Annotated in this window: 9 protein-coding genes; 1 reads left to right on the forward strand and 8 read right to left on the reverse strand. The window is 35.7% G+C overall.

All coding sequences use genetic code 11. From position 1 onward, the window contains the following. Positions 1–31 precede the first annotated feature (31 nt). From AC1RNE_RS21865 to AC1RNE_RS21880, 4 genes are all read right to left on the reverse strand, one after another. A complete protein-coding gene (locus AC1RNE_RS21865; protein ID WP_492804172.1) occupies positions 32–1,831 on the reverse strand; it encodes a RagB/SusD family nutrient uptake outer membrane protein in 1,800 nt (599 codons plus the stop codon). An 11-nt stretch (positions 1,832–1,842) separates the two neighbouring features. Continuing rightward, a complete protein-coding gene (locus tag AC1RNE_RS21870; protein WP_492804174.1) occupies positions 1,843–5,343 on the reverse strand; it encodes a SusC/RagA family TonB-linked outer membrane protein in 3,501 nt (1,166 codons plus the stop codon). Between the two features lie 112 nt (positions 5,344–5,455). Continuing rightward, positions 5,456–6,430, reverse strand: coding sequence for a FecR family protein (locus tag AC1RNE_RS21875; protein WP_492804176.1), 975 nt, complete (start codon positions 6,428–6,430; stop codon positions 5,456–5,458). 65 nt (positions 6,431–6,495) lie between these two features. Continuing rightward, the gene (locus AC1RNE_RS21880) at positions 6,496–7,125 is read right to left on the reverse strand and encodes an RNA polymerase sigma factor (RefSeq protein ID WP_492804177.1); all 630 of its coding nucleotides are present in this window, start codon (positions 7,123–7,125) and stop codon (positions 6,496–6,498) included. A 273-nt stretch (positions 7,126–7,398) separates the two neighbouring features. On the opposite strand from AC1RNE_RS21880, the gene AC1RNE_RS21885 reads away from it, so the two are divergent. Then, positions 7,399–8,715 (forward strand): ATP-binding protein, encoded by a 1,317-nt coding sequence (locus AC1RNE_RS21885; RefSeq protein ID WP_492804179.1) that lies wholly within the window; start codon positions 7,399–7,401, stop codon positions 8,713–8,715. Between the two features lie 66 nt (positions 8,716–8,781). Here AC1RNE_RS21885 and AC1RNE_RS21890 read toward each other — a convergent pair whose 3' ends face one another. The 4 genes from AC1RNE_RS21890 to AC1RNE_RS21905 form a co-directional block, all read right to left on the reverse strand. Continuing rightward, complete coding sequence (locus AC1RNE_RS21890; protein ID WP_492804181.1) at positions 8,782–10,722, reverse strand: family 43 glycosylhydrolase; 1,941 nt, start codon at positions 10,720–10,722, stop codon at positions 8,782–8,784. A gap of 304 nt (positions 10,723–11,026) precedes the next feature. Then, positions 11,027–12,106, reverse strand: coding sequence for an endo-1,4-beta-xylanase (locus tag AC1RNE_RS21895; RefSeq protein ID WP_492804218.1), 1,080 nt, complete (start codon positions 12,104–12,106; stop codon positions 11,027–11,029). A gap of 108 nt (positions 12,107–12,214) precedes the next feature. Continuing rightward, positions 12,215–13,225 (reverse strand): glycoside hydrolase family 43 protein, encoded by a 1,011-nt coding sequence (locus tag AC1RNE_RS21900; RefSeq protein WP_492804182.1) that lies wholly within the window; start codon positions 13,223–13,225, stop codon positions 12,215–12,217. Positions 13,226–13,384: 159 nt separating this feature from the next. Then, on the reverse strand, positions 13,385–14,260 hold the full coding sequence (locus tag AC1RNE_RS21905; protein ID WP_492804184.1) for a non-reducing end alpha-L-arabinofuranosidase family hydrolase: 876 nt from the start codon (positions 14,258–14,260) through the stop codon (positions 13,385–13,387). Between the last annotated feature and the right edge of the window lie 686 nt (positions 14,261–14,946).

Here is a 14,946-nt window from a genome sequence, read left to right on the forward strand (position 1 = left end):
TGATAAAAGATTAATAACCACGATTATTCTTCTACCATCCAGGGTTTTGTATCAGGTTTCCTTTTAACACTTCCGTTTGTGGAAATGGATGCAAATACATCGCTTTCTTAAAGCTTCTTGTTTCAAAAGTATATGGCACCCAGCTATATTTGAAATTCGGAGATGTACCCGTTCTATTGATTTGTAAGCCTTCAAACTTCCCGTTCATTACCCCTTCGTCTTCAGCAATTAACCAGCGTTTTACATCCCAAAAACGATGGTCGTCATTAAGCATCTCAATCGCTATTTCATTTCTTACTCTTAGTCTGAATTGTTCTTGGCTAAGTCCTGTTGGTAAATTGGGCATCCCTGAGCGATTTCTGATAGCGTTTATGGCATCATAAGCTGCCTGAACAGGACCAGAGGCTTCGTTCAGTGCTTCTGCATAATTTAAGTACAACTCATTTACCCTGAAAATCACATCGTTCATGACAAAGTTGGCACTTGTCGCATTTCTTGGTATATATTTACGCAACCATACTCCTCCTTTGCAGTTAACGTAATCTTTTCCACCATTATAAATTAAAGAGATTGGGTCTCTTGCGGTATAATATGAATTAGTATAAGCTACAGACTGCTTGAAGCGTGGGTCTAACTCACCATATTTAGCGATTAAGTCTGTTCCTCCTGTAGCATCCCATGTTTGTGGAGTACCATCAATTTTTTCATATTTCTTTATAAAATTCAACGGCATTGTGATACCACTCCAAAATGAACCGTAACAAGATGCATTCCAAAACGTCAAAGGTGGGTTTCCGATATTTGTAATACCGCCAGCCTGTGTACCCCCTCCCTGATATGTCATTATCAGTTCCTTGTTATTAGTAGTCTCCCACGATACGCGATAATTTCCTAAAGGACCTACTGTACCATTATCTAATTCCTTAGGATTTCTATTAGCAATTTCATCAATCAATCCATAACCATTTTCTAATGCAAAATCTAAAGCAACTTTGGCGGCATCAGCCGCTAATTTCCAACGGTTTGCATCATAATTTCCATAACAAATCAGCTTGTTATCACTAGCGTTAACCATGGGAAGGACGGGTGTCGCAGTATTATATTGTGGACTAGCAGCATATAATAATACTTCCGACTTTAAAGCCAAGGCCGCTACAGATGTTGCTCTTCCTACCTGTGAGGCAGAATAAGATACAGGTAAATCTGGGATGGCTTCTTGCAAATCTTTTAAGATAAATTTGATACAGTCGTCAAAAGAGCTTCTTGGAATATCTACTTTAACGCCTGCTTCAAAAACCTTATCAACAATAGGAACACCGCCATATCGCTTCACCATTTCCATGTAGTTTAAGGCTCTTAAAAACTTAACTTCAGCTAGTACTTGCTTTTTGTAAGTTTCGTCGGCATCTGGCACTTCCTTACCTCTTTTCAATACAAGGTTAATTTGTCGTAAGGCTATCCAACGAATATAATACCTGAAGTCCTCAAGGTTGACGATATTGCTTGGTAAAACAACCCCTTCGTTCCATCTATTAGAGTGGACAAAAGAGGCCTCAGAAGCATCTCCTTCATCACTTATGCTTGAGCTAGGATGGATACAATCTGTATTGTTTACTTGTGAGAAAGGTAAATCTCCTTGAGTTCGGTAGCGAAAGTTTGAGTGCATACTGTACTTATAAACAGTTGCCATAAAAATTTCTAAACTTGCTTTATTAATAAAGGCATTATCTTCTGTTAAATCAACACCGGGTGCTTTGTCTAAAAAGGATTTATCACACGATGAAGAAATTAAACAAAAAACTAACGTAGCTAAGTAATATATTTTTTTCATGTTAGGGTTCCTTAAAAATTAATGTTAAGACCTGCGTTCATTGTTCGAACAAGAGGATAAGGTTCTGTATTGGTATCTCCCGTAGATGTATTTTCAGGGTCAATACCTGGCAATGTTTTTTTCCAAGTAAATAGGTTATTAGCATTTACGTAAATACGACAAGAGCTGATGCCTAATTTTTTGAGAATGCCTTCACTAAATCTATAGCCTATTTCTGCATTTTTAAGACGAACATAGCTTGCATCTGCTAACCAAAATGACGACCCTACCTCATTTGGATTACTACTTACTGAGAAACGAGGGAAATTAATGGGTAAACCAGCGTCATATCTCTGTTGCGTCCAGCTTTCGTTCATGTAACTTGCAGAGCCTTCTGGAGGAGCTTGCCCATATCCTGTTCCTCTTTGAAAACGAGTATAATAATGTGATACATTCCCTACGCCTTGAAACAATATTGAAATATCAAAACCTTTGTAATTAAGACCTAATGAAGCTCCAAATGTTTTTTCTGGTAAGTTAGAATAACCCATTGGCACTGCATCAAAATCGTCAATGATACCGTCTCCGTTAATATCTATGTACCTAATATCCCCTGGCTGTATTTTGTTTTTTGAATAAGAATATACAGGTCGCTTAGGGTCGTTTACTTCTTCCCAAGTATTATATAATCCATCGGCAATCAATCCGAAATTTTGTCCTAATCGTTGCCCAGTTCTATTTTGATAAGCATATTTATTCGGAACTTCATCTCTGAAAATCACTTTGTTACGTGCAAAGCTGTAGTTAGCTGAAATTCGATACCCTACTTCTCCTACTTTGTTTGTATAAGTAATATCTGCTTCAAAACCTTTGTTCTCCATTTTCCCAAGGTTGGTAGCTGGCTGAGATAATCCTACGATAGCAGAAATGGTTTGTGGAGTAGCCAGAATGTCACTGCGTTTCTCATTAAAAACATCTGCTGTAAATTTTATTTTATCTCTCAACATCGACATTTCTAACCCAATATTCTGTTTGATAGCTCTTTCCCAAGTGACATCTGGGTTACCAGTAGCTCCTTCACGAATACCTGTAAAACCAGCAAAAGTACTACCAACATTACCAAAATAATATATGCTGCCGACTGACGAGTAACTAGTTGGTCTGTAAAGGAAACGAGTTCCCCCAATGTTATCATTACCAACTACGCCGTACGAACCTCTTACTTTTAGTAAAGAAACAAATCCATTTTTTGGAAAAAATGCTTCATTTGATGCTACCCAACCCAAAGAATATGCAGGGAAAAATCCGAATCTTTTGCCTGGTGCAAAATTCTCTGTTCCATTATAGCCAACATTCACTTCTGCTAAATAACGTCCATCATAATCATACGTAGCCCTTCCTACAAAACTCTGATACCCTTTTGGTACTAAAAAAGCTAACGATGGGTCATAAGTCTTTTGTTGGTTATATAGCAATAATCCTGTTACATTATGTTTGTTGGCAAAGCTTCTTTTATAATCAATCCCAAACTCCCCTGTAATTCTTCTGTTGTAAGTCCCCGTTTGACTGAATCCAAATTGCGCCTCTGTGGTAGATGGAACGTAATTAATCGTACCGTCTGGAAGTCTTACCGCTAAATACGTAATCAATGTTTTAGTATTTACAATTTGCTGGTCATTATACGTTTGAAGCGCAATATTTGCGTGCGTAGACAACCCTTCTGTTAGAAAACCTAAATCAAAATCAAGGCGTAACGAACCATTCAAATAATTACGGTAAGAACGCTTGAGACCTCCTGCTAAATTTGGATATAATAATGAGATATAAGGGTTGTTTTGTGAGCCTGTAAAGATATTTACTACTTTGCCATCTACGATTCCTGGGGTAGATAACGGACTCGCCCTGAACACATCCCCTATTACTCTTTCAGTATTAGAGCCATTATTACCACTTCTTATCTCTGTCTGAGAAGACAAATCTAAGGCCATTTTCAAGCGACTAGTTAATTCAAAATTAAAGTTTGAACGTATATTATATCGATTGAAGACTGATTGTGGCGAGAATGCATTGGTAATATCTTTGGTGTCTTTAAACTGCCCTTCCTGACTGAAATATCCTGCTGACACAAAGTATCTTACCTTATTTTGCCCACCACTAATACTTACATTGTGCTGTGATTGTTTAGAAACCTTTTTAAACATTACATCAGCCCAATTCACGTTAGGGTGAAAAATAGGGTCTTGTCCATTTTTATATAATTCAATGTCCTGATCACTATATTTTGGTACATAAACAGAACCCGTCACATAGGCATCCGCTTGGAGCGCATCATTGAAATGTGTAGCATAATCTGCACTATTCATCTGCTCACGCATACCTGTAAACGTATTGAAACCTTGGTTAAAAGTATAGCTAATTTTGGGCGGTCCTGCCTTTCCTCTTTTCGTAGTAATAATCAATACACCGTTAGCCCCTCTGATACCATAAACCGCTGTTGAAGAAGCATCTTTTAAAATAGTAACAGATTCAATTTCATTTGGGTCTATGTTATTATAGTTGTCTACCTGAATACCATCTACCAATGCTAGAGGGTCTGTGTTCCCCGAAAAAGTTCCTACACCTCTAATCCTGATTTTTGATCCATCGTTACCAGGCTCACCGCCTGACTGCGTAGCAAAAAGCCCAGGCATTCGCCCAACTAATGAATTACTGATGTTCGCTACTGGTGATTGTACTAGTTCTTTTGTTCCTATTGTCGAAATAGCACCTGTTGCGTTTATTTTCTTCTGCGTACCAAAACCTACTACTACTACTTCATCCAAGGCTTTGTTATCTTGCTTTAACAAAATATTGATTTGCACCCTATTTGCTACGGGAATCTCCTGACTTAAATAGCCCACATAGCTAAACAACAATACTGAATTTTTGTCTGGGACAACAATCGAAAAATTACCATTAGGGTCTGTAATTACGCCTGACTGCCTTCCTTTTACCAGAATATTTACTCCCGGTAATGCTTCGCCTGTTTCAGCATCCGTTACTTTACCTTTTATCGTAAAGTCCATTGAAATAACATTTGATAAGCTTGTAGTAATCGGATGTAGGTCTTTTTCTTCTAAGAAACTGACAGCAGCTTTTAATTCAGTAGCTGATTTTTGATAATCATTCTGAGAAGAATTAGTTTTCAAGGGCTTGATAGGCAAGATAGTGTAGCCCCCTCCTTTTAATTTTTTGAATTTAAGATTTAACGGTGGGAGTATACGCTTTAAGATACTTTCTACCCTATCGTTTTCATTAATCGGGATAAGTACTAGCTTGCCTGCTACCAATTCTTGTTGATATACAAAGCTAACTTTGTGAATCAACTCCAATTTATGAAGTAGGGAAATGACACTGTTCGCATTTTCTTGCGAAGTTTTTGGCTGTAAGCTTTCATTATTACTGGAAGCATATATCAGCTGAGAATAAGACTGTTGGGCTCCACAAAATGCAAACAGCGTTATGGTAAAATAAAAGAGAAAAAGTTTTTTCATAGTCAAAACAAGAATTAAGATATCAACGACTCATCTAACTGTTAAACAACCTATTCAAGCTTTTTCCCGTTTTTCTATAATTTTTTTTTGATTTTTTTATCTTTTCTAAATGTTATCTAAAAAAATACCCTTTTTCTGTCTTTTCATATTCAGCATCAAGGATGGTTGCAAAGTTTTGAATAAATTCTTCTGATGACTTTATACTCAATTTCCCGCTCAATTTTTTATTTAAAATAATGGGGTTTTCAAATTGAATACTTATGCCATAATTATCTTCCAATATCTCCAATACTTCAGAAACTGATTTATCATTTAACACAATGATCGATTGTTTCCAATATTCATACTGCTCTGGTTGAACAATTTTTAGTTCTATTGCCTTTCTTCTATCTACTATCGTTGCCATATCACCCGGCTTCATTACTACCGCTCGAATACTATCGACAGACAATTTTACTTTTCCTTCATGCAAAATAACTTTTGTCTTTTTACGACGCGTATTTACATTAAACTCTGTTCCTAATACTTCTATTTCAGCTTCCGTAGTATGTACAATAAACTTTGCTCCTTTCAGTTTGGCAATATCAAAATATGCCTCTCCATCCAACCACACTTCCCTGACTTGCAGTTCATCAAGATTTTCAGCAACTCTCAGCGACGAATGCGCATTGAGGGTAACTACTGAACCATCCTCCAAAGATATTTTCTTGATTTGTCCAAAGGCTGTTTCATACATGGTTGGTTGATTATTTCTCCAATATATTCCAACAGATGTTATTACAAAAATTGCAGCGGCGGCTGACCAATAGCGAGGATTCTTCCACCAATTTATTTTAACGACAGGCTTTTCAATATCACCCCAAATACGGTTTCTCAACCTTGTAAGGTCTTCTTGTTCTACTTCAACTTCTTGAAAATGAAGTGTTTTTATGTATTCTCTAGCAATCTGTATGTCTTTGGATTTACTTGGATTGGCGATTAAGAAAGTATTCCAAAACTGATTCAATTCGTCTGTAGGTGAAATTACCCAGCGAATAAAATCAGCATCTTCACAAAATTCTTGTACATCGAAAACAGAATAGTTCATTTCAATTATTGTTGTTTATTGTTAAACAGTGTATGTGTATATTTTTCCCGTTTTTATGCTCAAAATCAAGCAAATACTATAAAAATACTTGAGATAATAAACAGGAATAATAATAACCCTTCTCTCTTAAAACTTTCTTGTAGATATTTTCTTAATGTAGCCAAAGCTACATTAACACTATTATAAACACTTTTCATAGTTATATCCATCACTTCTGAAGCTTGCTGATAGGTCAGTCCTTTCATATAGACTAAATACAAAATTTCCTTCTGCCGTTTTGGAAGTTTATTTAATTCTGCAATTACAATTTCCCGCTGTCTTTCAACTACTTGTTCCTCAATCAATTGACTTTCATAAGGCTGAATCAAAAACTCAGCTCTATCAAATACATATTCCTCAGAATCTAATTTATTAAGTTTAGAGATGGTATCTGTCAGACGCCTTCTCAAAGCCCTATACAAATAGAACTGAATATTATCAGTTGGTCCTAGCCGACTTCTGTGGCTATGCAAATGCAGGAAAAGTTCGTGTAGGCAATCTTCAACGACTTGTTTATTCCTTACCAAATTGTAACCATATCGATACAAGTCAGCAGCAAACAGTTCGTAAAGACGAGAGAATGCTTCATCGCTCCCACCACGAAAACTATCCCACAAAGTAGCATGCTCAAGAGGCTTCAATTTATCTTTGCTCATTAAATTAACTGGAAAATATTACGAATTTAATTTAAAAAGAAACTAATCCAATATTTTTACTGAAATTCTGAAAATTAGGTTAAATCATTTATACTTATTTTCTACGCTAAGTAACCGTTATTTCGACTTGAAATACAACTATTGTTTGTCAATTTCATAAAATACCGAACTCATTATAAAATATTTTAGATGCCTATAAATTACTATTAAGTTGTTTTTATGCCTACTATTTTTCATTTTTATGGCAAATTTACGGATACTAAAATTTATAAAATGCATATAAAGAGAGAAATAGACAATGTTTTGCTTGATTGGAAGAATCAAAAAAATAGAAAACCCCTGATGCTTCGCGGAGCAAGACAAGTGGGTAAGTCTACGGCCGTTCAGGAATTATCAAAACATTTTGAATATTACATTGAAATAAATTTTGAAGCTCAGATAGATATACAAACTTTTTTTAGTGGAAACCTTGACCCTAAAACCATTTGTGAAAATTTATCTCTATACTTCAATACGCCAATCATTCCTGATAAAACATTACTGTTCTTTGATGAAATCCAAGGGTGTGTTCCTGCGCTATCATCATTGCGGTTTTTTTATGAGAAAATGCCTGAGCTCCATTTAATCTCTGCAGGTTCTTTGTTAGAATTTGCCTTAGAAGAATTGCCCTCCTTTGGAGTGGGTCGGGTGCGTTCTATTTTTGTGTATCCCCTTTCTTTTGATGAATTTTTAGGGAGCTTAGGAGAGCAAAAACTCATTGATTTGAAAAAACAAGCAAGCCCAACGAAGCCATTATCCTTACCTTTTCATCAAAAGTTAACAGAATATTTCAAAAAATTTCTTATTGTGGGAGGGATGCCAGAAGCCGTTGCATTATATGCTAATGGGAGTAGTTTATTAGAAGTACAGGCCGTTTTAGATGATTTAATTATTTCCATTAAAGCTGATTTTGCAAAATACAAGAAAAGAGTACCGCCCACGAGAATCTCAGAAGTCTTTGATGCTGTCATTCAACAAACAGGAGGGAAATTTATCTATACAAAAGCGGCTACTCAAACAAGTTTGGTGCAAATTAAAGAAGCTGTTCAATTATTAATGATGGCGGGTTTGGTGATACCTGTCACACATAGTTCTGCAAATGGTATTCCATTAGGGGCAGAAATCGATGAAAAAAAACGAAAGCTTATTTTTTTAGATACAGGGCTTTATCAAAGAATTTTAGGACTAGATGCAGGGAAATTACTAGCACAAAACGATTTTGATGCGATTAATAAGGGAGCCATTGCTGAAATGTTTGTGGGTTTGGAATATTTAAAATATGGCAATCCTTTCCGACATGAAAACCTTTATTACTGGCACCGAGAAAGTGCTAATAGCAATGCAGAAATAGATTACGTGATTCAACAAGGAGAGCAGATAATACCGTTGGAGATAAAAGCCTCTAAAAAAGGAGCGATGCAAAGTATGTTTATGTTTCTAAAAGAAAAAAAACGAGATTTAGGTATTCGTCTTTCTTTGGAAAATTTTGCTACATACCCGCCAATCGAGGTATATCCAATCTATGCTATTTCTACGATTAGAGTAGATTAAAATCAAAAAAGCAGTAAACTATATCCGTTTACTGCTTTAAAAACTAACTGTTATTTTTCGTAATTATTATTTGAATAGAAGGTTTTTTACATTTAATGCTTTACTATTGCCAGTTGGGAATTTCACAAACACATCGTGCTGTCCTGAAATGCCTTTTATTTTCTGGCTAATGTTTTTCCAGCTGTTGGCACCCGTTGGAGAAAAAGGAATAGTTGCTATCAATTTCCCCGTTTTTAAATCATCCAACCAAATTTCTATTTTACCTGTCACACTTGCAGAAATTTGTACTTGTACTTCTTTGGTTTTTTTGTCGCCCAATTCTACCCCAGACAGCATAAACCATCCACCTAAATCTGAATTATTCGTAACGACGTCTTCTGTACCAACCTTTACTTTTTCAACGCCATAGTAATTACTATAACCTACCGCAGGCAGTTCAGTAAAGCCATCTTTACACACGAAGAAATCAAAATCAGCAGGTTTTTTTTCAGTAAATAGCCCTACGCTCGTCCCTACCCATGAATTATAATTTGGTTGGGTTCTATCAAGGTTTTTCAAATTGATACTCTCCCCTACCTGTTTCCAGTTTTTGCCATCTCCACTACAATACGCTACCAAGTTGTGTAGATTTCTTACAACTTTTAGCCATACGATATTCCCAAAGGTATTTGAAACAGACTGAGTGTGTTTTTCAAAACTAAAAAAGATTTTTTTGCCCTTTTCAAAACCACTATACAAGCGTACAGTCACTTTTTGATTACCACTACTCAGATAAAGTCCTGCTTTGGTTAGGGAATCGGTCGCGTTAAAATCCACTTTTGTAACGGCTGAATAATAGTGGTCTGTTTCTTTTTGAACAACACTAGTTCTGGTACTATCTGAAACAAGATGTAGCCAGCCTTTTCTGCTTGAAAGTGAATATCTATCTGCATATTTTTTGCTCAAAAAATGCCAGTCTAACGCAAGGGTTTCTTTATCAAAATAATCAGTCGCAACACTTCTCCAATGAATATCACCTTTAGGAAGATTGGGGCTTTCGATAGGAGAAGTAGTGGGAGCCATTCCCCAAGGACGGTCGCCTTCCCAAATAACAGGATAAAGTGATGTTTGACGACCCGTACCTGACCAATCATCACCATCATACTTTTCATAACTTTGTCCAATTGTCCACCAGCTTCCATCCGCCAATTGAACAGGAGCAGAAATATGATTAGGACGACGGAAACCTACTTTTGGGTCGGTGATAGGTTTAAAAAACTCTCCTAATCGTTCCCATTTTGTTGAATCGCCTGTCAAAGCAGTACCTCTCATTACATATTGTCCACCTGATACATCACCTGCAGGGAAGTAATAATAATAACCATTTCGCTTGCACATAACAGGTCCTTCTGCCCAACTATATTGTAATTTTGCATTTACCCAGTCCATATCAATCACTGATGATGTCAGTTGACCATCCTTGCCTAACTCTTGCAAACGGTTTGTTTTTTGTCCGTTCTTGATAACCATATAAGGTTTGCCATCATCATCTACAAAAATGGCATTGTCATATCCCAATGGACCTGTTTTCGGATTTGATTTTACCTGTACTGGTGTAGACCAAGGTCCTGCTGGTGAGTCTGCCTTACTAAACCATTGTCCGTTAGAAGAGAAATATATCCAATACGAGCCATAGAAATACGTGATAGCACCCTGCCAAATTCCTGCCGATGGATTATCTGATACAAAGCTACCTATAGTTGGCGGTACAACACGGCTAATAACTTTCCAATGTACCATATCTTTTGAATGATAGATTGGTAAATAAGGGGTAAAATGAAAGCTTGAGCCACAGTGATAAAAATCATCTCCTACTTTTAACATCGTTGGGTCTGGATGGTCGCCTGGCAAAACAGGATTTACGTATGTTTTTACTTCATTGAAAAAATCTTGTGCAATTACAGATACTGAGCTAGTAAAGCATAATAAGCCTATTAATATAATGTATTGATTTATTTTATATTTCATATAAAGTTTTCTTTAGTGAATAATCAAGAGGATATTAGTTAAAATCGGTTCAGAAGTTATTTAATCGTTAATGTACCTGTATCAGGAAGATAGCCAATGGTAGGGTCAACTCTAAACCAGTCAATATCTCAATGACTGAGTAGCATGGTTAACCATCACTAATAGGTATCTCCTTTCATTTTTTGGGCAAAGCTTTTACTTACAAATACTATACAAAGAATAGCTAAGAAAAAGAAAATTATTTTTCTCATTTCCTAGTTTAGGACAACACTGGTAAACCTTATTGATAACTCGTTTATCTATCTTATTTACCCTTTGTACTTATCACTGAGTAAAAAGCAGGCTTAGGTTGATAGTTACGGTCGAACAATAATGGATAGTTTGTTCTACCACGCACGGGCCATCCATTCAACCAACTTTGTCCATCATGTACTCCCCAAAAAGTTACTCTTGAAATCTTGTCTTTATGTTTCAAAAACAGGTTGAAAAGAGCTTCATAATCCATCGCTAATTGATTTTGAAGGCTATCGGGCAATCCATTTGCATAAGGATTTAATGATGGAGAATTTTGCATGCGTTGATTCACATCCGCTCCTTGAAAATCACGTTTCAGTACCTCAATATCTAGTTCTGTAAAAGCTACTTTAACACCCAATGCAGCATATTGCAAAATACTTTCTTCAATCTGTTTCAGCGGTATTTTACCCAAATGCCAATGTCCTTGTATGCCTACTCCATCAATTTTTACGCCTGCCGCTTGGATTTTTTTAATCAATGCAATACATCCCGCTCTTTTGGCAGGTTGTTCGTTATTATAATCGTTGTAATAAAGTTCCGACTTTGGTGAGGCAAGCTGTGCTAGCCTAAAAGCTTCTGTAACAAAGTTTTCTCCAAGCTTATTCAAAAAAATAGACCTGCGCATAGTTCCATCTTCATTGAGTGCTTCATTGACAACATCCCATGTTTTTACTTTCCCGTCATATCTTTTAGCAACTGTTGTAATATGATTCTCAAAGAAAGTTTTCACAGAATCAGCATCTTTTATCTGACGAACAAAATTTGGTAGTTGGCTATGCCAAATTAACGCATGAGCATTGACTTCAAGATTTAAGTTCTTGCAGTAGGCAATTAACTTATCGGCTGGCTCAAAGTTGTATACATCCCATTTTGGATGTATAATCTGAGCCTTCATAATGTTTTCGGGCGTTGCTGTATTAAATTGCTGAGCAATTAAGCTTGTAGCCTGTGGGTCTTTATCGTCTATTTGATAAATACTTAAGGCGGTGCCAATCACAAAATCTTTTTTAAACACCTTTTTCAGGGAAGGAATTTCTTTAACAGATTTCGTATGTTTTATCGGAGGTTTTGCCGATACTTCTACCATGCCACACAGTAAAAGTGCTAATAATGTTTTGCTATTTATCATTGGATAATGTCTATTTATATAATTTATTGAACTATCTAGTAATCAAACAAATAATACGTTTTTTTGCTATTTATAAGCAGTAATCGTTTGTATAGTTCCATCTGGATTATAGTGCAATTCTGTCACTTTTACATTGCGTAAATGTGTTTTTCCAGAAAGCTGAATATCATGATAAAACAAGTACCATTTTCCTTTGAACTCAACAATTGAGTGGTGGCTTGTCCAACCGTCAACAGGATTTAATATTACGCCTTTGTAGGTAAAAGGACCATAAGGAGTATCGCCAACGGCATAGCAAAGATTATGAGTATCACCTGTTGAGTACGAGAAGTAATATTTGCCTTTGTATTTGTGCATCCATGAAGCTTCAAAGAAGCGTTTGTCATTATTATCTTCTAAAAACAGTTTCCCATTTTCATCCAAAATTTTTATTTCTGTTACTTCACCAGCAAATTGCTTCATATCAGCCGTCAACTTTGCCATTCTTGGCAAACGAGCAACTTCGCCTTTCTTTGGATTATCTGTTACTCCTAAGTAGGTATTTTTGTCATAACGTTGTAACTGACCGCCCCAAATGCCCCCAAAATACATATAAAAGCTACCGTCAGTATCTTTAAAAACACAAGGGTCTATGCTATAACTACCTTTGATGGGTTCTTTTTCTGCTTTAAATGGTCCAACTGGACTTTTACTAGTTGCTACGCCCATTCGGAATACGTCTTTTTTATCTTTCACGGGAAAGTACAAATAATACGTACCGTTTTTGAAGGCTGCATCAGGTGCCCAAAGCTGGCGACCAGCCCAAGGAATATCTTTAATAGAAAGCCCTACCCCATTATCTTTCACTTTCCCTCCAATTTTATCCATCGATAAAATGTGAAAGTCTTTCATATCAAAATGCCCTCCTTCATCGTCTTGAGGTACACCAGATTCAATGTCATGCGAAGGATAAACATAGATTTTTCCATTGAAAACATGTGCAGAAGGGTCTGCTGTATAGATTTCCTTTATTAAGGGTTGGGAAATTGGTTGCTTTTTTGAATCTTGCGCTATTACCGATAATGTGATCATTGTCATTGAAACAATCATCAAAAAAATAGACTTGTTTTTCATTGCTTAAAATTAGTTTTGGTCATTTCTGCGACCTACTTGTTTAATATTTACTACAAAAATCATTTGTACTATATTTGATTATCACCCTAAACCAAAACTCAGTATCATCCTTTAAAATGAAGGTTAATAGTTTTTCATGATGCCTAAATCATAGGGAATTATTCCATAGTCTGCATAATTGCCATTTACTACGCCCTGAAATATTACTTGACAATGATTGATATCTTCTATTTCACACATTTCATCTACACCTGAACGCAAAATTTCGCCATGCGATACTTGGTCTGTCCAATGCTCATTCGTTTCAATTAAATTAGCGTAATCAGCCCATTTTTCATTGAGCTTTGTCCAAGTGCCATCAAGACTTGATGCTTGCCATATTTCAAAATAGCGTCTTATATCTTCTACCATCATATAGTATTTGCCATCTGCCTTATTTTTATATACATGGGGTGCTTCAAAAGTATCTGTAGCAACTACCACAGGATTAGACCATTTATAAGGGAAATCTGTAATCAGCGTACTTCGTTTTTTAATGGTAAAAGAGCCATCCTGAGCTGAATAAAAACAATGTATTTTCGTGCCATCTGAGATACACCAGAAATCAATTCCATCGGTAAAACCCATGGCTTTACCCGCTGACCAACCTTGAGGACTATTGATATCTGTATTGGTTGAAAAAGTTGCTCCTAAACCACTTTGGTAGATTAAATACCAAGTTTTTTTTGATTTAAGTTGAAAAACCTGTGGCGCACAAAAATAAGATCCTCCATTTAAGGAAGTCATATAATTTCTATCGGCTTTTTTCAAGTCTGTTAGTTCTTTGCCAGCAATATAACCCATGCGCCATTTAGTAGCGTCTCTTCCTGTATAGAACACATGCCATTTTCCGTCAACATTTACAATGGTTGGATCTTTTACCGAGACGTCGTCAAAAGTTCCAGTAATGCCTTCCAAGAAAATCCTATCTCCAGTTCTCCAAATAGGATTTGATTTCATCGTATAAGGAGGGTTTATTATCGTAGGGGCTACTTCTGTCTTTTTACAACACACAAGCGTTGAAAAAACGAATAACCATAGAACTGTTTTAAGACTGTATTTATTCACTACGCTTATCATTTAAGATTGGATATTTAATTGTTTTGGATATTTAAGTTGATAACCGAAGTCAATAGATTGTCTCCAAATTTTAGACATCGCAAAGTAAAATAATAAGTAAAAAAACATGTAGCACAAATTAATATATCTGTATTCCAAATGTTCAAAGGAAAATATAAAATGATAAAATCAAGTCTTTTTTGTAATAAAATAAGTTTTTAAAAATGATAAATGAAGAATTAATCATAAATAAGCCATAAAGTAATGAGCTTTATGGCTTGGGTAATTGTCTGTATTATCTAATTATTTAATAAGCTTTTTAATTACTAAAATGCATATTTTTGAGATTGAATATTGTGTGTTAGTGATAATATTTTTCGACTGTATGCTGATAAAAATTCGTCACCCTATAAAATTATTTCTAGTTCATATCATTTGAAAAATCTGAAAATTTCAAATGATATAAACTAGAAATGCCGAGACCTTACTATTAGTTTTTTGTGATTGATTTTTATATTTATCCTATATTAAATACCATAAAAATAGACAATATTACTAACCATTAGCAATATACGTAAACTACCTGT

Source organism: Arcicella sp. GW822-FHT02H01 (assembly GCF_058802005.1).

What these genes read in the sequence shown, in the direction of transcription:
- AC1RNE_RS21870 (WP_492804174.1), bottom strand. Translation starts at nt 5,343, where the DNA reads ATGAAAAAACTTTTTCTCTTTTATTTTACCATAACGCTGTTTGCATTT.
- AC1RNE_RS21890 (WP_492804181.1), bottom strand. Translation starts at nt 10,722, where the DNA reads ATGAAATATAAAATAAATCAATACATTATATTAATAGGCTTATTATGC.
- AC1RNE_RS21875 (WP_492804176.1), bottom strand. Translation starts at nt 6,430, where the DNA reads ATGAACTATTCTGTTTTCGATGTACAAGAATTTTGTGAAGATGCTGAT.
- AC1RNE_RS21905 (WP_492804184.1), bottom strand. Translation starts at nt 14,260, where the DNA reads ATGAAATCAAATCCTATTTGGAGAACTGGAGATAGGATTTTCTTGGAA.
- AC1RNE_RS21900 (WP_492804182.1), bottom strand. Translation starts at nt 13,225, where the DNA reads ATGACAATGATCACATTATCGGTAATAGCGCAAGATTCAAAAAAGCAA.
- AC1RNE_RS21880 (WP_492804177.1), bottom strand. Translation starts at nt 7,125, where the DNA reads ATGAGCAAAGATAAATTGAAGCCTCTTGAGCATGCTACTTTGTGGGAT.
- AC1RNE_RS21885 (WP_492804179.1), top strand. Translation starts at nt 7,399, where the DNA reads ATGCATATAAAGAGAGAAATAGACAATGTTTTGCTTGATTGGAAGAAT.
- AC1RNE_RS21895 (WP_492804218.1), bottom strand. Translation starts at nt 12,106, where the DNA reads ATGGTAGAAGTATCGGCAAAACCTCCGATAAAACATACGAAATCTGTT.
- AC1RNE_RS21865 (WP_492804172.1), bottom strand. Translation starts at nt 1,831, where the DNA reads ATGAAAAAAATATATTACTTAGCTACGTTAGTTTTTTGTTTAATTTCT.